Raw genomic sequence first — 24,125 nt, forward strand, 5'->3', positions numbered from 1 at the left:
AGTGTAGCAAATGGGTTTTTCCCGCCTGCGCTCCACGCGCCTCAGGCTTAGGCGCCGTGCGTACCCGATCAGTGGTGGTGCTCGTCCAGCACCAGATGGGCCAGACCCTTCTCGGTGGCGATGCCCACTTTTTGCCCGATGGGCAGCGTGGCTTTCGTTGCCACATGGCCATAGGGCAAGCCGGTGATGACCGGCACCTTGACCGTCTTGCGCAGCCACGCCACGACTTCGTGCAGGTCGTAGCCCTTGTCGTGCGGGGCCAGCTTGTAGTCGGTGAAACGGCCCAGGACAATGGCCTTCTGCTTGGCCAGGATGCCGGCCTGCCACAGCTGGATCAGCATGCGTTCAACGCGGTACGGATGTTCGGCCACGTCTTCCAGGAACAGGATGCCGCCGCGCACCTTGGGCATGTACGGCGTGCCGATCAGGGATGCCACCATGGCCAGGTTGCCGCCCCAAAGGATGCCGCGGGCGTCGACCGGGTCGGCGTCTTGCGTCTCGAAACTCAGGATTTCAAGTTCGCCGCGCATGACTTCGCCGAACAGCGCTTCGGTCAGGTCGTCGACCTTTTTGCCGCCGAAGTCCGCCACCGCGGTCGCGCCCGTGTAGCTGACCGCGCCCGTCTTTGCCAGCAGCGCCAAGTTGAACGCGGTGAAGTCGCTCATGCCCACGAAGCGCTTGCCGCTGTCGGCCATGGCCTTCCAGTCGATCTGGTCCAGCAGCCGGCCCATGCCATAGCCGCCACGCGTCACCATGACGATGGGCAGCTTTTGCTTGATGGCGCGCGCCAGGCTGGCCGCGCGCTGGGCGTCGGTGCCGGCAAAGCGTTGATGCTCGGCCAAAGCCGTGCGATCCAGGGCCGTCTTGAACCCTTGCTGCTGCAAGCGCGCAAGGGCCAGTTCAACCGTGGCGGGGTCGCGCACGGCAGACGACGGCGAAATCAGATAGATGCCGCGGGCGTCCGGCATGACCTGCCCTTCGGCGTGATGGTGACTGTGGTCGTGGCCGCAGTCTTCGTCGCAGGCGAGCCCGTGAGCGGGGTCGTGGGCGGCGGTAGCCGTAGTGGCTACCTTTTTAGCCGCCTTGTTGGCCGCCTTGTTGGCCGCCTTGTTGGCCGCCTTGCTGGCAGGCCGGACCGCCTTGTTGGAGGCGGGTTTGGCGGGTTTGCGGGTGCTCATGCGATGGATTCCTTGGCGCGGCGTTCACGGAAGAACCGGCGCAGCAGATCGCCGCAAGGTTCCGCCAGCACGCCGCCGGTGACTGAAGTGTGATGATTGAGTTTGGGCACGGAACCGACGTCGAGCACGCTGCCGCAGGCACCGGTCTTGGGGTCGTAGGCGCCGAACACCACGCGGGCCAGCCGCGCGTGCAGCATGGCGCCGATGCACATCACGCAGGGTTCCAGCGTGACGTACACAGTAATGCCGGGCAGGCGATAGTTTTCCAGGTGCCGCGCCGCGCTGCGCAAGGCGACGATTTCGGCGTGGGCGGTGGGGTCGTGGTCGATGATGGTGCGGTTGTAGCCGCGGCCCAGGATCTCGCCCTGCGCGGAGACGACCAGGGCACCCACCGGCACCTCGCCGATGGCATAGGCGGCCTGGGCTTCTTCCAGGGCCAGCCCGATGTAGCGTTCGTCTTCGGTGGTCCAGGGCGCAACCGCAGCAATCGCCGCCAAGGGGCCGGCCTCAACCACGGTACACCCGGGATTTCAGGGCGATACGGCCGGCCAGGCTGGTCACGGCCTCTTCCAGCCATTGGTACAGCTCGGCCTGTTCGTCGTAACGCGCCTGGTTCAGGTTCGACACGCGCCCTTCTTCGATGAAGCCCCAGGCGCGGCTGCGCTTGTCGCGGTGCTTGGGGTCCCAGACGCCAAAGGCGAAGCCGCCGGCGCGGCGGATCAACGAAAAACACGGGATGTCGGTGTAGCCGTCGCCCACGAACACCATCTGGTCGAACGGCACGCGCAAGCGGTCTTCGGGCACCTTGCGGTTGACCTCGAAGGGCTTGTTGCGGAAGTCGCGCCCGATGATGCCTTTCTGGATGTGGAACAGATAGCGGGTTTTGTCGGTAAAGCTGACGATGCGGCGCGGAAACGCAATGCCGCCGTCGTCGCCATAAACGAATTCCGAGGCCCAGATTTCGGTGAACTCGTGCGCAATGGGCGTGGACCGCACCACATCGCCGATGCCGCTGGATATCAGGTAGAACTCAAGCTGCACTTGCGGCTGTTCGGCTCGCACGGCGGCGCGCAGCCGCTGGAACAGCGTCGGCACGCCGTCGTGCAAATCCAGGCGCGCGCCCCAATCTTTCAGGCGCTGCTGCGTGATCAGGCCATTCGTGCCCGCCTGCGACAGTTGGATCATCTTGTACAGATAGGCGGGAACGGGGTCCCAATCCTGCTGGGACAGCAGCGGGTCTACCTCGTCCTTCCAGAACGAGGCCGTATCCACGCCGATGCTTTCCAGGAAACCGGACGTGCTGTCCGAGGCCAGCGTGTCGTCGAAATCGAAAATCAGGGCGATGACGTCGGACATGGGGATGCGTAAATGGTGGTGTGACAAGCGCGTAAGCGCGCAACAGCCGCCATTTTGCCTGAATGTGACGGCCGCTGCGCCGTCACCCGTCGCAAAACGGCGCCGCAACCCTTGCGGGCGGCGGCGCCGTTGTCCTATCCCTTCAATGCCACGCCGGTTATTGGCGCATCGGGGCGCCTGTCGTGGCGGGCGGGGGAACCATGCCCGGGGCCGGCGTGGCCGGCGGCATGGTGCTGCTGGGCGGCACCGTGCCCGCAGGCACCTGGATCACCGTTTCACGCAGCACCCCACCGCCCTGCACGCTGCCGCGCACGTTCGTGGGCGAGGTCATCTGCGTCAGGCAATCCTGGCGCGACGCGCCCGGCAGGCGGTTGCAGCGGTCGACCATATTCTGCTGGTGCTGGTCGGGGGAGCCTTCCTTCAGATTCTGACGATTGGCTTCCTGGCGTGCCGCGCCAGCTTCCTGCATGCAAGTGGCGCGGTCCTGGTTGGACTTGCCGCTCTTGCAATTCGCCACGTCCTGTTCGTACTGGGACTGGATGGCGGCGCGGCCAATCGCATCAGCCGCGTGGACCGCTCCCGCCGCCAGCATCAAGCCCGCCGCGCAAAGGGATGCCGCAAGGCGTTTGGTATGCATGGGTCGTACGTTCATGGCCAGCTCCTTTCAAGAATTGAACCGTAGGCGGCGTGGACCTGACAGCGGTCCCGCCGCCTGCTTGTAACCACTATCCCACGATGCTGCGCCAGGCACATGACGAGCAACGTGAATTCGTAAGGTTACGTATCAAGCGCCAGAGGCACGACGAAGACCACGCAGGCAAAAAAACAGGGGCGGTTGCCCCCGTCTGCGTGAAATACCGCACTGCGACATGGCTGCTTACGTTCACATGCCGTGTCGCTTGTTACGAGCCTTAGCGTGCGTCCAGGTCCGCGTCTGCCTTGGTCAGGCGGTTGCGATACGTGGCCGCGCGCATCAGCAGCATGGCGGTTACCGGCGACGAAACGACCAACAGCAAGATGATGATCACTTCATGGAACACCGGCCGCGCCGACCACGCCGAAAACACCAGGATGGACGACAGCAACACGCAGGCGCAGCCCAGCGTGTTGCCCAGCGTGGGCGCGTGGATGCGGGAATAAAAGCTGCGAAAGCGCAGCAGGCCGGCGGACCCGGTCAATGCCAGCAAGCCGCCCAGCACCAGCAGGATGCAGGCGGGAATTCCGGCCCAGAGAGGAATGGCGGCGTCCATCATGGCTCGATCACCTCGCCGCGCAGCAGGAAGCGCGCCATGGCCGTGGACCCGACAAAGCCGAACAGCGCGATCAGCAAGGCAATGTCGAAATACAGCGACGAGCCCGAGCGGATGCCGAACACCAGCATCATCAACATGCCGTTGATATACAGCGTGTCCAGCGCCAGCACGCGGTCTTGCGCGGTGGGGCCGCGCAGCAGGCGGACGGCGGCAAACACCATGCCCAGGGCAAAACACACCATGGCAAAGGACGCCGCCCAATACAGTGCGGTGTTCATCGTCATTCAAATATCTCCATCAAGGGGCGCTCGTAGCGCTGCTGCACCAGATCGACCCAGTGTTGCTCATTCTGGAGGTCGAGCACGTGCAGCTTCAAACTGTGGTCCGGCGTCAGGTCCACCCAGACGGTGCCAGGCGTGTACGTGACGATGCAGGCCAGCATCGCCAGGCCGTGCGGGTCACGCATAGTCAACGGTATGTGGATGAAACCGGGCGAAAAATCATTGCGGCGCGGGTTGAGGATCAACTTGGCCACCGCGATGTTGGACCTGAAGATGTCCAACGCGACATGCAGGAACAGCGGCACTGCTTTCCACAGATGCCGTGGCCGCGCGTGCAGCGGACGCAAGCGCGATGCCGCCCAGGTGAACCACAGCGCCAGCACCGCGCCCAGCGCAATCTGGCCGGCCGACAGGCTTTCATTCAGCACCAGCCACAGGACAAACAGGAACACCGGCAGGAACAGGAAGTAAACGCGACGCATCAGCTTCCTCCCTTGACGCCGCGCACGGTCTGCGCGGACATGACGGCATCAATATAGGACTTGGGCTGGTCCAGTGACCGCGCCGCGTCGTCCAGGTAGGCCGATACCGGCCCTGCCCCCGCCGCCAGCCCCACGCACAGCAGCAGCAGCACCGCGACCGGACCCGCTTCAATCACGCGCAGGCGCGGCGTGCTGCGGTCGTCGCTGGCCCAGAACACGCGGATGCCCGTGCGGCCCAGCCCGATCAGGCCAGCCAGGCCGGACACCAGCACGGCGGCCACCAGAATCCACGCATCCATGGGCGGCGCGGACTCGGTGGCGGCCGAAACGGCGGCCGACAGCAGCGAGAACTTGGCCACGAAACCCGACAGCGGCGGCAAACCCGTCACCAGCAACGCGCAGCAGATGAAGGCCAGGCCCAGGAAGGCCATGGCGGCAGGAATAGCCACGCCGACCACGTCGTCAGACCGATTCACCGACGCCGGGTCATCCAGGTCAAAAGCGTCCAGCGTCACCGCCAGCACGTTGGCGCCGAAGCTGCGGGTGCGTTCGATCAATTCGGCCAGCAGGAAGAACGCGCCGGTCGTCAGCACCGAACTGATCAGATAGAACAGCGCGGGGCCGGTCAGCGTGACCCCGGGCATGCCCAGGGCCGTCAACAAGGTGCCTGCCGACACGATCACGCAGTAGCCAACCATCTTCTCCAGCTGCTGCGTGGCCAACAGGCCGAACGCGCCGAACAGCAGCGTGGCAAGCCCTGCCGCGAACATCCAGTCCAGGCTGAAGGCCGCGGGCGCGCCGGTGGGCAGCAGCAGCGAACCAATGCGCAACAAGGCATAGATGCCCACCTTGGTCATGATGGAGAACATGGCGGCAATGGGCGCGCTGGCCGAGCCATAACCCTTGACCAGCCAGAAATTCAGGGGCCAGGCGCCGGCTTTCACCAAAAACGCCACGCCCAGGATGGCCGCGCCGGCTTCGAACAGCATGCGTTCGGCACCGGTCAGGTGGCCCGCGCGCAAGGCCAGGTCGGCCATGTTCAGGGTGCCGGTCACGCCGTAGATCAGCGCAATACTGATCAGCAGCAGGAACGAGGCGACCAGATTGACGGCAATGTATTGCAGGCCGGCGCTGACGCGCGCCACGCCCGAGCCATGCAGCAGCAGGCCATAGGACGCCGCCAGCAGCACTTCAAAGAACACGAACAGGTTGAAAAGGTCGCCGGTCAGGAAGGCGCCGTTCAGGCCCATCAGCAGGAACTGGAACAGCGAATGGAAGTGCACACCGGCGCGGTCCCAACGGGCCAGCGCATAGGTCAGCGTGGCCAGGCCCAGCACGGCGGTCAAGGTCAGCATGACGGCGGCCAATCGGTCCACGACCAGCACGATGCCAAAGGGCGCGGGCCAGTCGCCTACCAGATACACGCCCACCCCCTGGGGCCAGACGCCGGGTACGCCGCCGCCCGCCACCACCAGCAAGGCGATGGCGGCAGCCAGTTGGCCCAGCGTGGCGATGACGGAAATGGTGCCGCGCGCATAACGGCTGGTATCAGCCAACAGCAACATCGCCGCGCCCGCAAGCAGCGGCACGATGATGGGCAATACAGGAAGGTGTTGCAGCCAAAAATTCAAGATTGGGACTCCCGTCCATCAACGTGGTCGGTACCCGTCAGCCCGCGCGAAGCCAGCAGCACCACCAGGAACAGCGCGGTGGTGGCGAAGCCGATCACGATGGCGGTCAGCACCAGCGCCTGCGGCAGCGGGTCGGCATACCAGGACGGGTCGTGCGCCATGTCCGGGGCTATCACGGGCGGACGGCCCGACGTCAGCCGGCCCATGCCGAAGATGAAGAGGTTGACCGCATAGGAAACCAGCGACAGGCCCATGATGAACTGGAAGGTGCGAGGCCGCAGCAGCAGCCAGACCCCAGAGCCCGCCAGCACGCCAATCGCGACGGCATAAATCAATTCCATCAGGCTTCCCCTGTTTGTACGGCGGCCGCTTGCATGTCGGCGGCGGCCTTGCGTTGCGCGCGCAGCGATTGGTGAGCCAGCGCCACCAGCACCAGCACGGTGGACCCCACGACCAGCATGTACACGCCCAGATCGAACAGCAGCACACTGGACAGGTGCACATGGCCGATCAGCGGCAGCGCCACGTCCCATGCCAGCGCGGCCAGCAAGGGCTTATAGGCGAGCCATGCGGACACGGCGGCGATGCCCGCCGCCAGCAGACCGATACCGATCCAGTTTTGCGGGTTCAAGCGGCTGCGCGATTCCACCCAATACACACCACCCACCATGTACTGCAGGATGACGGCGGTGGCGAAAATAAGGCCGCCCACGAAACCGCCGCCGGGCTGGTTGTGGCCGCGCAGCAGGAAGTACACCGAAATCAGCGCGGCGGTGGGCAGCAGCAGGCGCACCAGCACCGTCGGCACCATCATCGAACCGCTGGGCACCAGAGATTTGATGTCGGGCGCGGCCGGCACGCCGCCGTCCTGTTCCTTTTGCTGACGCGGCAGGTCGGCGCTTTCCGTGGCGGGACGGAAGCGGCGCAGCAGCGCGTAGACCGTCAGCGCCACGATGCCCAGCACCGTGATTTCGCCGAACGTATCGAAGCCCCGGAAGTCCACCAGGATGACGTTCACCACGTTGGTGCCGCCGCCGTCCGGCAACGCGCGGTCAACAAAATAGGATGAAATCGTGTCGCCTTGCGGGCGCATCAGCACCGCGTAGGCCAGCGCCGCCATGCCGGTGCCGGCGGCCGTGGCCATCAACAGATCGCGAAAGCGGCGGCCACGGGCCAGCAACGTTGCTTTGAGTGTTTCTTCGTCGTCTTGTTCGATACGGCGCGGCAGCCAGCGCAAGCCCAGCAGCAACAGCACCACGGTGACGACTTCCACGGACAGTTGGGTCAACGCCAGATCGGGGGCCGAAAACCAGACGAACGTCAGGCAGGTGATGAGCCCCGCGCCGCCAGCCAGCGCCAGGGACGCCAGGCGGTGATATTTGGCCTGGTAGGCTGCCGCCACCGCGCAGACGCCGCCCACCAGCCACAACAGGGCAAAGGCCGGGTCCAGCGGGGTCATGCGGCCCGTGCCTTCCAGCCAACCGCCCCCGCGCAGGGGCAGCCAGGCCACGAACAAGGTGCCCAGCACAATCAACAGCATCTGCACTTGCAGCCGCGACGATCCCACCCAACGCAGCAGCCAGGCCGCGGCCACGCTGGAGCCATCCAGCAAGGCTTCAAACGTGCGCCGGCCGTCCAGACGGTAAATAAAGGGAACGCGGCCCGGGTTGGCGCGCTGGTGGGCACGCAGAACCAGGTAAAGCAGCACGCCCGCCGTGGTGGCCACCATGCTCATCACCAGGGGCAGATTCACGCCATGCCAGACGGCCAGGCTGTATTCGGGCATGTTGTCGCCCAGGATGCTTTGCGCGGCGGTCGCCAGGAACGGGCCGACCGTCAGGCCCGGCGCGACGCCCACCAGCAGGCACATCAACACCAGCAAGGCGCTGGGAAACAGCATCCAGCGCGGCGGCTCATGCGGCGCGCGCGGCAGGTCGGTGGCCGGGGGGCCGAAGAACACCTGCAGGATGAAGCGCAAGGAATACGCCACGCTGAACGCGCCGGCAATGGTCGCCAACAACGGCAAGCCGATCTGCGTGTAGCGGTCGCCGCTGACGAAGGTGGTCTCGGCGAAGAACATTTCCTTGGACAAAAAGCCGTTCAACAGCGGCACGCCCGCCATCGACGCCGCCGCCACCATGGCCAGCGTGGCGGTGATCGGCATGGCTTTGTACAGCCCGGACAAGCGGCTCAGGTCGCGCGTGCCGGTTTCGTGGTCGACCACCCCCGCCGCCATGAACAACGACGCCTTGAACGTGGCGTGGTTGATCATGTGGAAGATGGCGGCCACCAGCGCCAGTTCGCTGTTCAGGCCCAGCAGCAGCGTGATCAGGCCCAGGTGGCTGATGGTGGAATACGCCAGCACCCCTTTCATGTCCTGCTGGAAGATGGCGGCATAGGCGCCCAGCACCAGCGTGATCAGCCCTGCCCCGCCGATGATCCAGAACCACTGGTCAGTACCGGCCAGCACCGGCCAGAAGCGCGCCAGCAGAAACACCCCTGCCTTCACCATCGTGGCCGAATGCAGGTAGGCGGACACCGGCGTGGGCGCCGCCATGGCGTTGGGCAACCAGAAGTGGAACGGAAACTGGGCGCTCTTGGTCAGCGCACCCAGCGCCACCAGCACCAGCACGGCGGGGTACCAGGGGTCGGCGCGGACCAGATCGCCCGCCGCCAGCACGCGGTCCATGTCGTAACTGCCGACAATGTGGCCCAGGATGAGCACCCCGGCCAGCAGGCACAGCCCGCCCGCGCCGGTTACCGTCAAGGCCATGCGCGCGCCGCGACGGGCATCCAGGCGGTGATGCCAGTAGGCGATCAGCATGAAGGACGCCAGGCTGGTCATTTCCCAGAACATGACCAGTTGGATCAGGTTGCCCGAGAGCACCACGCCCAGCATGGCGGCCATGAAGGCCAGGAAAAACGAGAAGAAGCGCGGCACCGGGTCTTCCGGCGACATGTAATAGCGCGCGTACAGGACAACCAGCGCAGCCATGCCGGAAACAATCAGCGCGAACAGCCAGGCGTAGCCGTCCATCCGCAGGGTGAATTGCAGGCCCAGGGCGGGCGCCCAGGGCATGTCGAACCGAATCACGCCGCCGTTGGCGACTTCCGGGTACAAGCTGGCGATCAGAGCCACACAGACCAGGGCGATAAGGCCTGCCAACCACGCCTCGGCATTGCGGGCGTTGGAAGGCAGCAGCGCGGCGCACAGGCTGCCGGCAAACGGCAGAGCGAGGATCAGGATCAGCGACATGGCGTTCCGAGAATGTCCGGGCCCCCTCCCGCCAGCACATGGCAGCGAAAGACGAAACAGACCGGGGATTGAATAACGGACGGAACCCTGGCCCGGTACGTCGCTGCACTACACGTTGCCCCGCGGGGACGTAACTACCGCCCCATTGAACGCCGCAGATTGAAACAAACGCAATAGCTGTCTTGCAAGACCGGCCAAGAATCTCATCCGAAAAATATCAGATTCTTGTAAGTTATGCAGCAATTTATGCGCGTAACGAGCTGATGACGGCAAGATGACTGCGCAATGATTGCGCATTGAAAGGCGATCTCGACAAGTTCATGTGGTTGTCATACATGAGTTTTTTGCCTATCTGACGTCAATTTCGCGCAACACCCAACACCCGAAAAATATTTTCATGACTAGCAGGGAGAAATCCCGAGTTGACCCTAGGGGGATTCCTGTGTGGAATTGCGCCCACGAAGCCGCGACCAAGCCCGTACCCGAGGCAAAGCGCGCTTTACCGACGCCGGCCCAAGAAGCCGGTCGGCTCGGAACAACAATATGGAGAAGACTCTTGACCGTGCTGTCACATGCCAAGGCCATTCTGGCCGCCGCCATCGCAGGCGTCTGCTTTAGTTCCGCGGCCCAGGCCGCCGACCCCTACCCCAACAAACCCATCCGCCTGATCGTTCCCTTTGCCGCCGGCGGCACCACCGACATCGTTGCCCGCATCGTGTCCGAAGGTCTGGGCCGCGAGCTTGGCCAAGCCGTCGTAGTGGAAAACCGTGGCGGCGGCGGCGGGTCCATCGGCGCGGACGCTGTCGCGCGCGCCACCCCTGACGGTTACACGCTGGGCGTCGCCACCGTCAGCACCATGGCCACCAACCCGGCGACCAACCCCAAGAACCCCTACGACTCTCTCAAGGACTTCGTGCCCATCACCAACCTGGTGAACGTGCCGAACGTGTTGACGGTAAACCCGTCGGTGCCGGCCAAGAACCTGGCGGAATTCATCGCCTTGCTGAAGGCGAACCCGGGCAAGTACGCCTATGCCTCATCCGGCGCGGGCGGCATCGGCCACCTGGACGGCGAACTCTTCAAGTCCCTGACCAAGACGGACATGGTGCACGTGCCGTATCGCGGCTCGGGTCCGGCGCTCAATGATGTGATCGCGGGTCAGGTGAACGCCCAGTTCGACAACCTGCCGTCTTCCATGCCGCACATTCAGGCCGGCAAGCTGCGCGCCCTGGCCGTGGCCGCCCCCAAGCGCCTGCCCACCCTGCCGGATGTGCCGACGTTCAAGGAAGCCGGCTTGCCGGAGATGGACAACATGGCCTGGTACGGGCTGGTGGCCCCGGCCGGCACGCCGAAAGCGGTGATTGACCGCGTGTATGAGGCGGCCGTCAAGACGCTGAAGGACCCGAAGGTTGTCCAGCGCCTTGCCGACGGCGGCTCGCTGGTGGACGGCAACACGCCCGCCCAGTACGCCGAACAGATCAAGCGCGAACTGGAGCTGCGCCAACGCATCGCCAAGGAACGCAATATCGTGTCGACGAACTGATTGCATTGCCATGCATGGCTGTCCCCGAAACGGGGACAGCTTGCCGACTTGACTAGTGATGCCCGGGTGTTAGCATCTGCCCCCGTGCGATCCCATTTTTCTCCCCTCCTCCCCGCTGCTTGCGTTCTCTGCGCCCTGCGCTCGACCCTGTTGAGCTCGCAGGAAGTCGCCGCGCGTTCCGCTTACGCGCGCTCCAAGCCCGGCTGATCGCCCGGCTTTCCCGCTTCCCCAATTTCTGATTCCGGCCTGCTGCCGGCGGCCTGAGCACATCCGTGCTTGCCCGCCGCACCTGACCGGCGAACGCCCTGCCGCGTGGCCGGGTACGTCCGTCGATACCCCTTTGAATCTTTGCCGCTTGCCCGAGGGCCGGCGGCTTGGCCACGCACTGATCTTCATTCCAGCGCCATGCAACTTACCAAGAAATTCGTCAAAGCCAAGAACCCCTGCGCGGGCGGCTACAAATGGTTCATCCGCGATCACAACGGACAGGGGGACTACCAAGCCGTGCTGGATGCCCTGGTCGCCGACGGCCGCGTCGGCGACGCCAACTGGCTGCTGGATCAGTTTGGTCCGACCGACGCGGTGCTCAGGCTGGACTCGCTTGACGCCAATGCCATCGTCTTCGCGGGCACGCTGGAAATTCGCATGGGTATCAACGTGGACACGGTGGTGCGCGCCGGGCGCAGCATCATCACGGGCGGCGGCATCCGCGCCGGCGAAACCATCATGGCGGGTGAAAACATCACGGCCGCCGCCAACATCGCGAGTGGCGGGGAAATACACGCGGGCGGCGACATCAGCGCGGACTGGGGCATCGAGTCCGCCTCGCGCCTGGAGTGCCGCGGCAACGTGCGCGCCAAATGGGACATCTGCGCGGGCCAGGACCTGGCCGTCACCGGCCACCTGCACGCGGGCCAGGACGTGCGGGCGCAAGGCGCCATCCAATGCGGCCAAGGTATCAAGGCGGGCGGCGATGTGCGCGCGGACAATGCCATCAGCGCCACCTCCGGCATTCAGGCAGGCGGAGCAATCCAATGCGGCGACCACCTGGCTTCGGGCTGGGGCATGATCGCCGGAGGCGACATCCGCGCCGACGGCTCCATTCGCGCCGGTGAAGGCGTGAAAGCGGACGGCGTGATCCAGGCCGGCGACGGCCACGGCGTCTACGCCGGACTGAGCGTCAGGCTGGACGCCTGGTCCGTTTGCGCCCGGGTCGTTGCGCGATCGCGGCCCGCCCAGTTGGTCAGCGGGCACTGGGCTGGACCCAGCGCCGTGGCCGACGGCGACGTGGATGCTGACGGCGAGGTTGATGCTGACGGCGACGACGATGCAGGCGGCAACGTTGTTGCAGGCAGCACCGCCGAAGCAGGCAGCGCCCGCCAGGCGTGGACCCTGCCGGTCAGCCCCGCCTTGGCGTAACCCCAGGGGCTTGATGCCGCAGCACCAGCATCAAGCCCAGCAAGATCGCGCCCATGCCGGCCAGGCTAAGCCCCGACAGCCGGTTGCCCAGCACCAGGTAATCCAGGGCCGCGGTGCCGGCCGGCACCAGATAGAACAGGCTGGTGACATTGACCAGGTTGCCCGCCTGGATCATGCGATAGAACAGCAGCGTGGCGCCGATGGAAATCACCAGCCCCATCCAGACCAGGGGCAAGATCAGGCCCAGGCTCCATTGCGCTGCTATCGGCTGGAACGGCGCCAGCAACAGGCACAGCGCCAGGCTTGCCGCGTACTGCAAGGGCATGACATCCAGCGGCGCCTGGGTGACGCGCTTTTGCAGGATGGCACCCGCCGTCATGCTGGCCAGCGCCGCAAACGCGAACGCCATACCGGCTACTGAGAAGCGCGCCATGCCGATGCTTTGATACACCACCATGACTAACCCCGCCAACGCCAGCAGCAAGCCGGTGATGCGCGCCGGTTCATAGCGCCGTTCCATTAGCGCCAAGGTCAGGATGGGCTGAGCGCCCAGCAAGGTGGCCAGCACGCCCGGCGTAATGCCGTGGTCCAGCGCCAGCAGGTAGCAGATGGAATAGACGCCAATCAGCAGCACGCCGGTTGCCGCGACCATCAAGCGCGTGCCCGGCGCGGGCAACCAACGTTTGCGGTGGACGCAAATCAGCAACAGCACCGACAACGCCAGAAGGAAACGCAGCAGCAAGAAGCCAAAGGCCGACGCATGCGACAGCCCCCATTTGGCGAAGATTGCGCCGCCGCTCCACAGCAGCACGAACAAGGTTGTGGACCCGTAAGCGGCCCACGAGATGCGATTCGAAAACATGAGATTTCACCTGTCAGGGTAAGCACAGGCTCCAGACCGGTCGTCAGTGGCAGATGGCCGATGACTGCTCGCGCGTGGCCGAATCGGCGATGCGACTCAGCCGTGACGGGCGCCTAGACGGCGCCTCCTGGCGCTACATGGCACACACAGGGCGCGCGCGTCTACGCACTGATGGACTGACGATGACTGGGAGCTGGAGCCGGGAATGGTGGGTCGGCGATCAGCCGATCACGACCACGGCGGGCGGGTTCGCGCCACGGACCCCGCCGATGGGCGGCGAGACGGGCGGCGACATCACCGCAAAGAGGACAGGAGAAACGACAGGAGATACGGCAGAACAAATGCCGGCAGAAAACACGGGAGAAAGCGCACTGCCCGTCACTTGCGCGAAGCCTCGGTGCGTGCAGACCGCCGCAACGGCGGCTGCGGCGGCGGCAAGGCTGGCGAGGGGCGTGAAATCGGGCATCCGCAAAGACTACCGACCGCCCCTTTTCCCGTCAAGAACCTTAAGCGCCGATACGCCGCTGTTCTACACCCATGTCGCGCCAGGCGTCGCCATGGCAGGTGAACATCAGGATCTGGTGGCGCGTTGCCGCGTCGAACAAGGCACGCTTCATGAAGTCGCGACGGGCGTCGTCAGTGTGCACCAGTGCGTCGTCCAGCAACAGCAAGGTAGGCCGCCCGGCCTCGCGCAGCAGATCCGCATACGCAAAACGAGCCAGGATGCCGAGTTGCTCGCGCGTCCCGAAACTGAGCGCATCCAGCAAGTCTTCGCCCTCGGCGCGGCGCAGCGCGGTGGGCAGCAAGGCCTCGTCCAGCCGCAGCGCGGCGTCGGGAAACAGCAATGCCAGGTAGTGGTTCAAGCGGCGCGCCAACGGCGCCTGCAAGCGTTGCGTGGCGGCGGCGCGCTTGTCGGTCAGCAGCTTTTGCAGCAAGTCCAGCGCGGCCGCGCGGCGCGATAGCTCATCACGGCGACGCGCCAGCCGTTCGCATGCCGCGGTGGCTTCCGACAGGCGTTCGCCCAAGCCCTGCGCGCCGGCTTGATCCAGCTTGCCCTGCAATTGAAGGATGTCGCCATGCCGCTTGTGTTGCGCCTCGCGCTCGATCGACGCCGACTTTTCATAGCGTTGGACATCTTGCTCGGCCAGTTCGGGCCGGTGTTCCGCCAGCGCGGCTTGCGCCTCGCGCACCCGGCGGTCCAGGTCGTCATGCGCGCTGCGCACTTCGGCCAGGCGGCCCGCGCGTGCCTGCCGCTGCGTGGCGCGTTCGGCGGATTGCATATCCGCCGCGCGTGCCGCCGCCTGCCCTTCCAGCAATTGCGCACGCGCCAAGTCCGCATCCAGCGCACGCTGGGTGGCCGCCAAGGATGCGTCGGCCTGCGCGGCCACCGCCGTGGCTTCGCGCAAGGCTTGGGTGGCTGCGGGCAGATCGTCTTCACCCGCCAGCCCCGCGGCGGGCAGCTTGGCCAGCCGCTCTTGCAGCGGCACGCGGCGGGCCAGGGCCTCGTCGCGCTGCCCGCGCAATACATCCAGCCCTTTGGGCGCATGGATGGCCAGCGTCTTGCGCATGCCGTCAAGCTCGCGCTGTAACGCCGTATAGCGCGCATGGCGCTGCTCGGCATCGGCCAGCGTTGCCACGCCCAGCCTTTCCAGCAAGGCGGCCCACACCGTTTGCAGGCCGCCTAACTCGCGCTGAAGCGCGGGTAGATCCTGACCGCCCGGCTCAATCCGAAACCGGCCCACACCGGGCAGTTCCAGGTTGGCGGCGGATGTCAGCAACACCTGGTCGGCGTCGGTCAGCGTCCGACCATCCAGCGTTGCCTGGTGCCCAGGCTCAAGTTCGTACGACAAGCGTGTCGCGATGGCTTGCTGGCGCAACTGCAAATTGGCCAGTTCACGCTCGGCCTTGCGCAGCGCGTCGATGTCGGCATCGGCGATTTCAATGCGCAGCGCCTCGGTCTTCAGCGTTGAGCCCTGTTCGATCAGTACGGTGACGGCTTTGAGCGCGTCGTCCAGCCGTTCGACTTCGGCGTTCAACTGGGCCAGTTGGTGCTCGAGGTCGCGGCGGTCGGTTACGGCCTGCACGGCGGCCACCCGCAAGCGGGCTGCGTCGACCGCGGCGGCATGCGTCTGCTGTTGTTGCTGCGCGCGAGCCAACGGCGCTTGAGCCGCGTCCACGCGAGCGCGTGCGCCCTGCGCTTCCTGCACCAGCGCCTGGTAATCGGCTTCGTCTTGTTGATCGCGACGCACCTGGTCTTGCAGCAAGGCCAGCGTTTGCGCGGCTTGCGCCTGTTCGCGGCGCAAGCCGTCAAGCGCCTCGCGTTGTTTCGCTACCGCCGCCAGCCGCGCGCGCGCGTCAGCGGCCTTGGCCTCGAAGTCTTTCCAGGGTTCGTCGGCCTGGGCGCGTTCGTGGTCGCGGCGCAGTTCGGCCAGGCGGTCCACGTCGGCGTTCAACTGCGCCATGGCTTGCGCGCAATCGTCGCGTTCGGTGGTGGCGCGCGTCAGGGCGTCTTCGGCGTCTTTATAGATGCCCTTGGGGCGGCCGTTGCGCGCATCCAGCAAGGCGGCGCGTTCGGCTGACACGCGCTCAAACAGCCGGTCGCCGTCGCTTGAGGCCAGCTCGCCGGACAACTGCGTCAGCGCATCGCGCAAATGCGTGCCGGCGTAAGACGCCGCCGCTTGGAGGTTGTGGCCGTCGCCTTGCTGAATCCACAACAAGCCCGGGATGCCAGCCAAGTCCGGCTTGCTTTGCCCACGGCCCGGCAGTTCAAAGCCCAGCAAGGCGGCCAGCGCGTTCTCGGCCTCTTCGCCATCCAGGCGCTGCGCGCCGTCGTCGATCAGCAATTCGCAGCGCGCGCGCGACAGGAATTGCTTTTTCAGCACATAGGTATGGCCGGCATGCGCGAACGACAACTCGACGCTGGGCCGCGCGCCGGACTCGCCGTGCGGCGCCAGGTCCGCGACCTTGCTGGTGCTGTAGCGTTCAAGAAAGGCCGCGCGTATGGCGGCGGCAACGGTACTCTTTCCGGCCTCGTTCGCGCCCACGAACAGGTTCAAGCCGTCTTGCAGGCCGTCCAGCACCAAGGGTTGGCGAAACTTGCGGAACTCTTCAAGCGCAATCTTTGACAGCTTCATTTGGCGGCCCCCATGGCGCTTTCGCGCTGGAACCGCAATAACAAGCGCAAGGCTTCACCGGCAACCGCGGCCTGCTCGCCGTCGCCTTGCATGCTTTGCAACTGCGCGGCCACGTCGCCCACGTAGCCGCTGGCGCCCAGTTCGGCCAGGTCGGCCTGGTCGGGTTCCAGAAGCAAGCCGGACAGGTCGGGCAGCAAGGCACGCACCTGCGCGGCGGCCTGATCCACGGCGCGTTGCAGCGCGTCCCAGGTTTCCATATTGACGTGGCCCTGCACGTCCAACCGCAACACATCGTCAGCGCGCAAGGCCGCCAGGCGCTCGGCCAGCGCCTGCGCGTCGGTGGGCAGGCTGATGGTTTCCATCCAGGCCGACCAGCGGTACTTGCCGATGGCGATGCGTTCGACCACGGGCGTGGCCCCCGGCGCATCGATGTGCACGTCAAGCACGTAGCCGGGCTCGTTACCGCGAAAGCGATCCTGCTCCGGCGTGCCGGCGTACCAGGTGTGCGCGTCAATGGACAGGCAGCCGTGCCAATCACCCAGCGCCAGGTAATCCAGGCGGGCACGGGCGGCGCGCTCGGGCGCGATGGGGTTGGTGGCGTCGATGGTGTCCGGCAAACGACCCGCCACGCTGCCGTGAGCCAGGCCCACGCGCACGCGGCCGGCTTCGGTGTCCAGCGTGTCGAAGGACTGCGTCACGTCGTCGTAGGTATGGCGTTGGGTCAGCGGCGCGGCCAGCACGGCAAGATTGATGGCGGGCAGGTCCACCACGCCGATGCGCGTAGGCACGTGTACGTTGGCGGGAATGCAGTCCAACTGCGCGGCGCGGCTCCAGACGCTGTCGGCCAAGGCGGCGTCGTGATTGCCGGCGATCATGACCCAAGGGCCGGCATAGGCGGCCATGGCGGCGAAGAGCCGGCGGATGGTGCGGTCGGAAACGCCTTGCGTATCAAAGACATCGCCCGCGACCAACACGGCATCCACGCGGCGTTCGGCGGCAAGCGCCGCGATACGCGCCACGACGTCAAAGCGCGCTTCGGCCAGGATGGCGGCGTCGTCGGTTTCAAACTGGCCGTATTGACGGCCGATCTGCCAGTCGGCGGTATGCAGGAAATGAGTCATGCGCCGATTTTGGCATAAGCCGGCACCCGCCAAAGCAGCAGAGTGCCGAATCGGTCACGCCGACTCAGCGCCCGCTCAAGCGCCCTTGCCGTCCAACACCAGGGACGGGCTTGACGCCGCGCCGCGCTCGTAGCGCGAGATGCCCAGGCCGTCGGTGCGAATGGCGGGCCGCTGCCCCATCACCTGATCGGCCACCAGCTTGCCGGAGCCGCAAGCCATGGTCCAACCCAGCGTACCGTGGCCGGTATTCAGGAACAGGTTGCCGTAACGAGTCGGCCCGACGATGGGCGTGCTGTCCGGCGTCATCGGGCGCAGGCCGGTCCAGAATTCAGCCTGGGCCACATGGCCGCTGTCTGGGAACAGGTCGTTGACGACCAGTTCCAGGGTCTTGCGGCGGGCGTCCTTCAAGCGCAGGTCGAAACCGGATAGTTCGGCCATGCCGCCCACGCGAATGCGGTCGTCAAAGCGGGTGACGGCAATCTTGTAGGTTTCGTCGAGGATGGTGGAGACGGGGGCTGCGGCCTCGTCTTTCATGGGGATGGTCAGTGAGTAGCCCTTGACCGGGTAGACCGGCAGATCCAGGCCCAGCGGCTCAAGCAAGCCGCGCGTGTAGCTGCCGAAGGCGGCGACGTAGCGGTCGGCCGTCAGGACCTCGTTGCCCACGCGCACGCCGGTGATCTGACCGCCGGCGATGTTCAAGCCGGACACGGTCTGGTTGTAGCGGAAGTCCACGCCCAGTGCGGCGGCCATCTCGGCCAGCCGTGTGGTGAACAGGCGGCAGTCGCCGGTTTCGTCGTTGGGCAGGCGCAGGCCGCCGGCCAGCTTGTGGATCGAGCGCGCCAGGGCGGGTTCGGCCGTGATCAGGCGGTTGCGGTCCAGCAGTTCGTAGGGCACGCCCACTTCTTCCAGCACGGCGATGTCGCGCCGGGCGGCTTCCAACTGGGCGTCGGTGCGGAACAACTGCAAGGTGCCGCGCGTGCGCTCTTCATAATGAATGCCGGTGGACGCGCGCAGTTCGCGCAGGCAATCGCGGCTGTATTCGGCCAGGCGCAGCATGCGCTCTTTATTGACCGAATAGCGGTCGGCCGAACAGTTGGCCAGCATGGCGGCCATCCACTTCAATTGGTACAGGCTGCCGTCCAGGCGTATCGCCAAGGGCGCATGTTTCTTGAACAGCCACTTGATGGCTTTCAGCGGAATGCCGGGCGCGGCCCAGGGCGTGGAATAGCCCGGCGAGACCTGGCCGGCATTGGCATAGCTGGTTTCCTGGGCTGCGGCGGGCTGGCGGTCCAGGACCGTCACGCGGGCACCCTGACGGGCGAGATAATACGCGGTCGTGGTGCCGATAACGCCGCTGCCTAGGACGATTACATGCATGATTCTTTCCGTATTTGGATTTACTCAGTTATTTCGGTAGTCTATGACCCAAATCGCAGTGAAAAGCACTGATTATTTTCCTTTAGCAGCGCTTTTTCTGGGGCACCTTCTGTTTTCCGATCGGCAAAAGTGAAATGCGCGACCTAGACCGAATTGACCTGAAAATCCTGGAAATCCTGCAGCGCGAAGGCCGCATTTCCGTTACTGATCTGGCCGAGCGCGTCAGCTTGTCGGCCACCCCCTGTTCGGACCGGGTCAAACGGATGGAACGCGAAGGCGTCATCACGGGTTACCATGCGCGCGTCAATCCGGCGGCGTTGGGCAAAAACCTTCTGGTTTTTCTAGAGATCAAGCTGTCGGCGAAATCCGGCGACGTGTTTGACAAGGTCAAGAAAGAGCTGCTGTACGTGCCCGAAGTGATGGAATGCCATCTGGTCTCTGGCGATTTCGATTACCTCGTCAAGGCCCGCCTGACGGAGATGAACGAATACCGCCGCCTGTTGGGGGAAATCCTGAAGCGCTTGCCGGCGTCGGCGGAGTCCCGCAGTTACATCGTCATGGAAGAAATCAAGGAAACGCTGTATCTGCCGGTGGATCGGTAGTTGGCACCTTGACCCTGGGCAAATGCCCCACTGGATACGCGGTTTGTTACGGGCGCGCGCGCCCGCGGCTGCTATGCTGGCGGCCCTCTGACCTGTGCCGCCCAACCCTGGTCCGACCCCAATTCTTTAGTCCCTGCCTATGAATCGCCTCTATAAATATTTCTTCCGCGGCCTCATTACCGTGCTGCCGCTGGCCCTGACCATTTACCTGCTTTACATCTTTCTGGCGTGGACGGAAGCCGTGGCGCTGACGTTCCTGCGCCCCTTCATCGGCGGCTTCTACGTGCCGGGCATGGGGCTGGCGCTGGGCATCCTGGGCATTCTGGCCATCGGCTATCTGGTATCCAAGCAACGGGTGCAGAAGTTTCTGACCGTCGTGGAAATGCCCTTCACCAACCTGCCGGTGGTTAAAAGCATTTATTCATCGCTGAAGAGCTTTGCCGATTATTTTTCGCCCAGTTCCAAGAACACGGCCCAACAGGTCGTTGTCCTGCGCGTACCGGGCCAGCAGTTGGAACTGGTGGGCCTGGTGACCCGCCGCAGCATGGAAGGCTTGCCCGAAGGGTTTACGCAAGGCGACCGCGTGGCCGTCTATTTGCCCATGGGCTACATGATTGGCGGCTACACCGTGTTTGTGCCGCAAGACTGGGTGCAGCCCATCCAGATGTCTGTCGAGGAAGCCATGCGTTCGTCGCTGATCGCCTGGATGGCGCGCGCCGAGAACACCAGCCGCCCCACGGCCCCGCCCGTGCCGGAGACGCCCGTGGCGCCCCCGCCGCCCCCGCCCGCCAACACGAATAGCGGCGACCCGGCCTGACCGGCTTTTCATCTATCCCTTTCCGCGCAACCCATGCCCATTATTGAATTCACGCTTGCCGAAGGCAGCCCCTATATTGAGATCAACCAGCTCTTGAAAGCCACCGGCGTCTGCGACAGCGGCGGCGCGGGCAAGATGATGGTGGCCGACGGCCAGGTCAGCGTGGGCGGCGTCATCGAAACCCGCAAGACCGCGAAAATCCGCGACGGCCAGATCGTCACTTGCGGCGACATCCGCATCGTTGTGCGAGCCCCGCAATGAAACTCAAGATGGCCAAGAATTCCATCTTCGCCGTGCTGCTGCGCTCGCCGTGGTGGATGAGCGCGGGCGTGGCCGTACTGCTTAGCGCCGGCGGGTTTGCCGCGCTGCCGCTGGAGTACGCGGCGATGGGCGTATTCGCGGCGGTGCCGTTCGCGGTCATTGCCATCATGGCGGCTTACAAGCAGTTGCGGGCACCGTCGGAAACGCGCGTGCAAGCCGTCGCAGAAGCCACCGCGGCCATGTCCTGGGCCGACTTCGCCAACACCGTTGAAGCCGGTTTCAAGCGCGATGGCTGCGAGGTCGAACGCCTGCAAACGCCCGGCGCCGACTTCGCCTTGAGCAAAGACGGCCACGTGGCGATCGTCAGCGCCAAGCGCTGGAAGGCCGCGCGCGTTGGCGTGGAGCCGCTGCGCGAACTGCAAGCCGTGCGTGAAAAGCGTGGCGCGCGCGAAGCCATCTACATCGCCCTGGGCGACGTGTCGGACAACGCCTGGAAATATGCCAAGGCACAAGGCGTGTCGCTGATGACGGCGCCGGAACTGGCCAAGCTGCTGCGCGATCTGAAGGTCTGAGCCAGTCTGCCCGTCGTACCCTTGCGTTCCCTCCGGATACTCCAATGACTTACCGCATCCTTGCCGACCTGGTGCTTGTCGTGCACGGGCTTTTTGTTGCCTTCGTGGTGTTCGGCGGGCTGCTGGCGCTGTGGCGACCGCGCATGGCCTACTGGCACTTGCCGGCGCTGGTGTGGGGCGCGGTGGTGGTCGGCATGGGCTGGATCTGCCCCCTGACCCCGCTGGAAGTGTCGCTGCGCCAACAAGCGGGGCAGCAAGGCTACGCGGGCGGCTTCATCGAACATTATTTGCTGGGCATCATCTACCCCGACGGCATCACCCGGACCACGCAGATGGTGCTGGCCGCGCTGTTGATTGTCGGCAATATCGTGGTGTATGCCCTGTGGGCGCGCCGACGCCGGCGTGCGGGGTCGCAACGCCGACAAGGCGACTAGGCAAGGTTTGAAATCCAAGCCTGGGGATGGGGTTTGCGAATCTGGGACTTGTGAATCCGGGGTTTGCAAATCCGGGCTTGCAAAGCTGGCGCTTAGAGACCCTTGGCTTGCAAATCCGCGGATTACACGCGATGCGGATTACAAACCCCGCGCGATCACCAGCCGCTGGATGTCGCTGGTGCCTTCGTAGATCTGGCACACGCGCACGTCGCGGTAAATGCGTTCGACCGGGAAGTCTTTCAGATAGCCGTATCCGCCCAAGGTCTGAATGGCGGCCGAACACACTTTCTCGGCCATTTCGGATGCGAACAGCTTGGCCATGGACGCTTCCATCAGCGCCGGTTTGCCGGCTTCGCGCAGCGCCGCCGCATGCAGCACCATCTGGCGCGCGGCATGGATCTGCGTCGCCATGTCGGCCAGGCGGAACGCCACGGCCTGATGTTCCATGATGGGCTTGCCGAATGCCTGGCGATCGCGGGCATAATCGCGCGCGCATTCAAAGGCGGCCCGCGCCATGCCCACCGATTGCGACGCGATACCGATGCGCCCGCCCTCCAGGTTGGCCAACGCGATCTTGTAGCCCTGCCCTTCGTCGCCCAGCCGGTACGCGGCGGGAATGCGCATGTCTTCAAAGGCGATCTGGCAGGTGTCCGACGCATGCTGGCCCAGCTTGTCCTCCACCCGCAGCACTTGATAGCCCGGGGTGTCGGTCGGCACGATGAAGGCCGAGATACCGCGCTTGCCGGCGTCGGGGTCGGTGACCGCGAACACGATCACGGTCTGGCCGCTCTTGCCCGACGTGATGAATTGCTTGGCGCCGTTCAAGACGTAGTCGTCGCCGTCGCGGCGGGCGCGCGTGCGCAGGCTGCTGGCGTCCGAGCCCGCTTGCGGCTCGGTCAAGGCAAAGCCGCCGATGTGCTCGCCGCTTGCGAGCGGCCGCAGGAATTGCTCTTTCTGCGCGTCGTTGCCGAACTTCAGGATGGGCATGCAGGCGACCGAATTGTGCACGCTCATGATGGTGGAGCATGCGCCGCTGCCGGCGGCGATTTCCTCCAGCGCCACGGCGTACGACACGTAGCCGCTGTCGTTGCCGTCCCATTCCTCGGGCACCAGCATGCCGAAGAAACCTAATTGCGCCATTTCTTGAATGGCGTCGGCGGGATAGTGGTGGTCACGGTCCCAGCGCTCGGCGTTGGGCGCCAGGCGTTCCGTGGCGAAACGGCGCGCCATCTCTTGGATACTGAGTTGCTCTTCGGTCAACAGCATGTTTTGTCTCCTGGGGTTGCCGGGGCTGGCGCCGGATGGGCGCCGCCCGCCTTGTTCTGTCGTGTCGCGTCGGGGGGTGGACGCGGCACGGAAGTCGAGAATACACCGTCGACTACGGGTGCGCGGCAAGGCTCTTCGCATCAAGAACTTTTGATGTTGCGTGAAAATCGACAATCGAATTATCATGCAACTTATTAAGTATCTTGATGAGCAATGGAAAGGAGTTTGCGCATGAATTACGACGTGATCATTGTGGGCGGCAGCTTTGCCGGCCTGTCGGCCGCCATGCAACTGGCTCGCGCCAGAAGGCGCATCGCGCTGATCGATGGCGGCCAGCCCCGCAACCGTTACGCCGCCCACTCGCACGGCTTCCTGGGTCAGGACGGCAAGACGCCGCACGACATCGTGCAGCAGGCCCGCGAGCAATTGGCCCACTATCCCACCGTGACATTCCTGGATGGCGATGCGGTGACGGCCGGCGGTTCAATCGGCCGCTTTGAAGTAACGATGCGGGACGGGCAGCAGGTGCAAGGCAAGCGGCTGATTTTGGCCACCGGGCTGCGCGACGAACTCCCCGCCCTGCCCGGTTTGAACGAGCGATGGGGCAAGACGGTCTTGCACTGCCCCTACTGCCATGGCTATGAAGTGGCCGGCAGCCCGCTGGGCGTGATGGCGGCGCATCCGCTGTCGGCGCACCAGGCCATGCTGCTGCCGGACTGGGGACCCACCACGTATTTCACGCAGGGCGAATTTGAACCGGATGAGGAACAGGCTGCCTTGATGGCCAAGCGCGGCGTGCGTATCGAACGCAGCCCTATCGTTGAACTGATGGGCACGACGCCCGGGTTGGACGCGGTCAAGCTGGCCGACGGGCGGCGCATGGCAGTCCACGCGCTGTTCGTGGCCAGCAAGACGCACATGGCCAGCCCGCTGGCCGCGCAATTGGGATGCGCGTTCAACGACGGCCCCCTGGGTCCGTTGATTCGCGTGGATGATCTGCGGCAGACAAGCGTCGAAGGCGTCTTCGCCGCCGGCGACGCCGCCATTCCCATGAGCAACGCCACGCTAGCCAGCGCATCCGGGGTGATGGCGGGCGTGTGCGCGCATCGTTCGCTGGTGATGGAATGTTCGTAGGATGGGTGTAGCGCGCGATACGTGGCGCAAGAACCCAACCGAAGATCGCGCGATACCCGTCGCAAGAACCCAACCGAAGATCGCGCGATACCCATCGCGTGGACGTTGCTGATGGGTTACGCGCGGCAGGCACCGGTTTTCGCGGG

Annotated in this window: 23 protein-coding genes; 8 read left to right on the forward strand and 15 right to left on the reverse strand. The window is 65.1% G+C overall.

Annotation, left to right across the window (positions count from 1 at the left end; genetic code table 11):
- Positions 1-68 precede the first annotated feature (68 nt).
- From CVS48_RS19885 to CVS48_RS19930, 10 genes are all read right to left on the reverse strand, one after another.
- On the reverse strand, positions 69-1,178 hold the full coding sequence (locus CVS48_RS19885) for an LD-carboxypeptidase (RefSeq protein WP_100855942.1): 1,110 nt from the start codon (positions 1,176-1,178) through the stop codon (positions 69-71).
- On the reverse strand, positions 1,175-1,666 hold the full coding sequence (gene tadA, locus CVS48_RS19890) for a tRNA adenosine(34) deaminase TadA (protein WP_100857765.1): 492 nt from the start codon (positions 1,664-1,666) through the stop codon (positions 1,175-1,177). The genes CVS48_RS19885 and tadA overlap by 4 nt, the downstream gene beginning before the upstream one ends.
- 19 nt (positions 1,667-1,685) lie before the next feature.
- On the reverse strand, positions 1,686-2,534 hold the full coding sequence (locus tag CVS48_RS19895) for an HAD family hydrolase (protein ID WP_100855943.1): 849 nt from the start codon (positions 2,532-2,534) through the stop codon (positions 1,686-1,688).
- 157 nt (positions 2,535-2,691) lie between these two features.
- A complete protein-coding gene (locus tag CVS48_RS19900) occupies positions 2,692-3,186 on the reverse strand; it encodes a hypothetical protein (RefSeq protein WP_242001211.1) in 495 nt (164 codons plus the stop codon).
- A 259-nt stretch (positions 3,187-3,445) separates the two neighbouring features.
- On the reverse strand, positions 3,446-3,787 hold the full coding sequence (gene mnhG / locus CVS48_RS19905; protein WP_100855945.1) for a monovalent cation/H(+) antiporter subunit G: 342 nt from the start codon (positions 3,785-3,787) through the stop codon (positions 3,446-3,448).
- Entirely contained in the window at positions 3,784-4,065 is a 282-nt protein-coding gene (locus CVS48_RS19910; RefSeq protein ID WP_100857766.1) for a K+/H+ antiporter subunit F, read from the reverse strand. Before CVS48_RS19910 ends, mnhG begins: the two co-directional genes overlap by 4 nt.
- Before the next feature lie 2 nt (positions 4,066-4,067).
- A complete protein-coding gene (locus CVS48_RS19915; RefSeq protein WP_100855946.1) occupies positions 4,068-4,550 on the reverse strand; it encodes a Na+/H+ antiporter subunit E in 483 nt (160 codons plus the stop codon).
- Positions 4,550-6,181, reverse strand: a complete 1,632-nt coding sequence (locus CVS48_RS19920) for a monovalent cation/H+ antiporter subunit D (protein WP_100855947.1) — start codon at positions 6,179-6,181, stop codon at positions 4,550-4,552. Before CVS48_RS19920 ends, CVS48_RS19915 begins: the two co-directional genes overlap by 1 nt.
- Positions 6,178-6,522, reverse strand: coding sequence for a Na+/H+ antiporter subunit C (locus CVS48_RS19925; RefSeq protein WP_100855948.1), 345 nt, complete (start codon positions 6,520-6,522; stop codon positions 6,178-6,180). Before CVS48_RS19925 ends, CVS48_RS19920 begins: the two co-directional genes overlap by 4 nt.
- Positions 6,522-9,437 carry a monovalent cation/H+ antiporter subunit A gene (locus CVS48_RS19930; protein WP_100855949.1) on the reverse strand — a complete coding sequence of 972 codons (2,916 nt, stop codon included), beginning with the start codon at positions 9,435-9,437 and terminating at the stop codon, positions 6,522-6,524. Before CVS48_RS19930 ends, CVS48_RS19925 begins: the two co-directional genes overlap by 1 nt.
- A gap of 556 nt (positions 9,438-9,993) precedes the next feature.
- Here CVS48_RS19930 and CVS48_RS19935 point away from each other — a divergent pair.
- Entirely contained in the window at positions 9,994-10,980 is a 987-nt protein-coding gene (locus CVS48_RS19935) for a Bug family tripartite tricarboxylate transporter substrate binding protein (RefSeq protein WP_100855950.1), read from the forward strand.
- Positions 10,981-11,385: 405 nt separating this feature from the next.
- Positions 11,386-12,399: a FapA family protein gene (locus tag CVS48_RS19940; RefSeq protein WP_242001210.1), complete on the forward strand. Its 1,014-nt coding sequence runs from the start codon at positions 11,386-11,388 to the stop codon at positions 12,397-12,399.
- On the opposite strand, the gene CVS48_RS19945 is transcribed toward CVS48_RS19940, so the two are convergent.
- From CVS48_RS19945 to CVS48_RS19960, 4 genes are all read right to left on the reverse strand, one after another.
- On the reverse strand, positions 12,380-13,261 hold the full coding sequence (locus CVS48_RS19945; RefSeq protein WP_100855951.1) for a DMT family transporter: 882 nt from the start codon (positions 13,259-13,261) through the stop codon (positions 12,380-12,382). The two genes, CVS48_RS19940 and CVS48_RS19945, sit on opposite strands and share 20 nt — an antisense overlap.
- A gap of 506 nt (positions 13,262-13,767) precedes the next feature.
- Complete coding sequence (locus CVS48_RS19950) at positions 13,768-16,395, reverse strand: AAA family ATPase (RefSeq protein WP_100855952.1); 2,628 nt, start codon at positions 16,393-16,395, stop codon at positions 13,768-13,770.
- Positions 16,392-17,516: a metallophosphoesterase family protein gene (locus CVS48_RS19955; protein WP_100855953.1), complete on the reverse strand. Its 1,125-nt coding sequence runs from the start codon at positions 17,514-17,516 to the stop codon at positions 16,392-16,394. Before CVS48_RS19955 ends, CVS48_RS19950 begins: the two co-directional genes overlap by 4 nt.
- Before the next feature lie 75 nt (positions 17,517-17,591).
- On the reverse strand, positions 17,592-18,893 hold the full coding sequence (locus CVS48_RS19960) for a D-amino acid dehydrogenase (protein WP_100855954.1): 1,302 nt from the start codon (positions 18,891-18,893) through the stop codon (positions 17,592-17,594).
- 134 nt (positions 18,894-19,027) lie between these two features.
- Here CVS48_RS19960 and CVS48_RS19965 point away from each other — a divergent pair, with 134 nt between their 5' ends.
- The 5 genes from CVS48_RS19965 to CVS48_RS19985 all read left to right on the forward strand — a co-directional run bounded on the left by CVS48_RS19965 (position 19,028) and on the right by CVS48_RS19985 (position 21,579).
- Positions 19,028-19,495, forward strand: coding sequence for a winged helix-turn-helix transcriptional regulator (locus CVS48_RS19965; protein ID WP_050446963.1), 468 nt, complete (start codon positions 19,028-19,030; stop codon positions 19,493-19,495).
- Between the two features lie 139 nt (positions 19,496-19,634).
- Positions 19,635-20,312: a DUF502 domain-containing protein gene (locus CVS48_RS19970; protein ID WP_100855955.1), complete on the forward strand. Its 678-nt coding sequence runs from the start codon at positions 19,635-19,637 to the stop codon at positions 20,310-20,312.
- Positions 20,313-20,345: 33 nt separating this feature from the next.
- Entirely contained in the window at positions 20,346-20,573 is a 228-nt protein-coding gene (locus CVS48_RS19975) for an RNA-binding S4 domain-containing protein (protein ID WP_100855956.1), read from the forward strand.
- Positions 20,570-21,145 carry a restriction endonuclease gene (locus tag CVS48_RS19980; RefSeq protein WP_100855957.1) on the forward strand — a complete coding sequence of 192 codons (576 nt, stop codon included), beginning with the start codon at positions 20,570-20,572 and terminating at the stop codon, positions 21,143-21,145. The genes CVS48_RS19975 and CVS48_RS19980 overlap by 4 nt, the downstream gene beginning before the upstream one ends.
- A gap of 44 nt (positions 21,146-21,189) precedes the next feature.
- Positions 21,190-21,579, forward strand: a complete 390-nt coding sequence (locus tag CVS48_RS19985) for a DUF2784 domain-containing protein (RefSeq protein ID WP_100855958.1) — start codon at positions 21,190-21,192, stop codon at positions 21,577-21,579.
- Positions 21,580-21,717: 138 nt separating this feature from the next.
- On the opposite strand, the gene CVS48_RS19990 is transcribed toward CVS48_RS19985, so the two are convergent.
- Positions 21,718-22,845: an acyl-CoA dehydrogenase family protein gene (locus tag CVS48_RS19990; RefSeq protein ID WP_100855959.1), complete on the reverse strand. Its 1,128-nt coding sequence runs from the start codon at positions 22,843-22,845 to the stop codon at positions 21,718-21,720.
- A 231-nt stretch (positions 22,846-23,076) separates the two neighbouring features.
- Between CVS48_RS19990 and CVS48_RS19995 the strand changes: the two genes are divergently transcribed.
- The gene (locus CVS48_RS19995) at positions 23,077-23,979 is read left to right on the forward strand and encodes an NAD(P)/FAD-dependent oxidoreductase (protein WP_100855960.1); all 903 of its coding nucleotides are present in this window, start codon (positions 23,077-23,079) and stop codon (positions 23,977-23,979) included.
- The last annotated feature ends 146 nt before the right edge of the window (positions 23,980-24,125 follow it).

The sequence above is a fragment of the Achromobacter spanius genome (assembly GCF_002812705.1).
In the GTDB taxonomy this organism is placed as follows: Bacteria; Pseudomonadota; Gammaproteobacteria; order Burkholderiales; family Burkholderiaceae_B; genus Achromobacter; species Achromobacter spanius.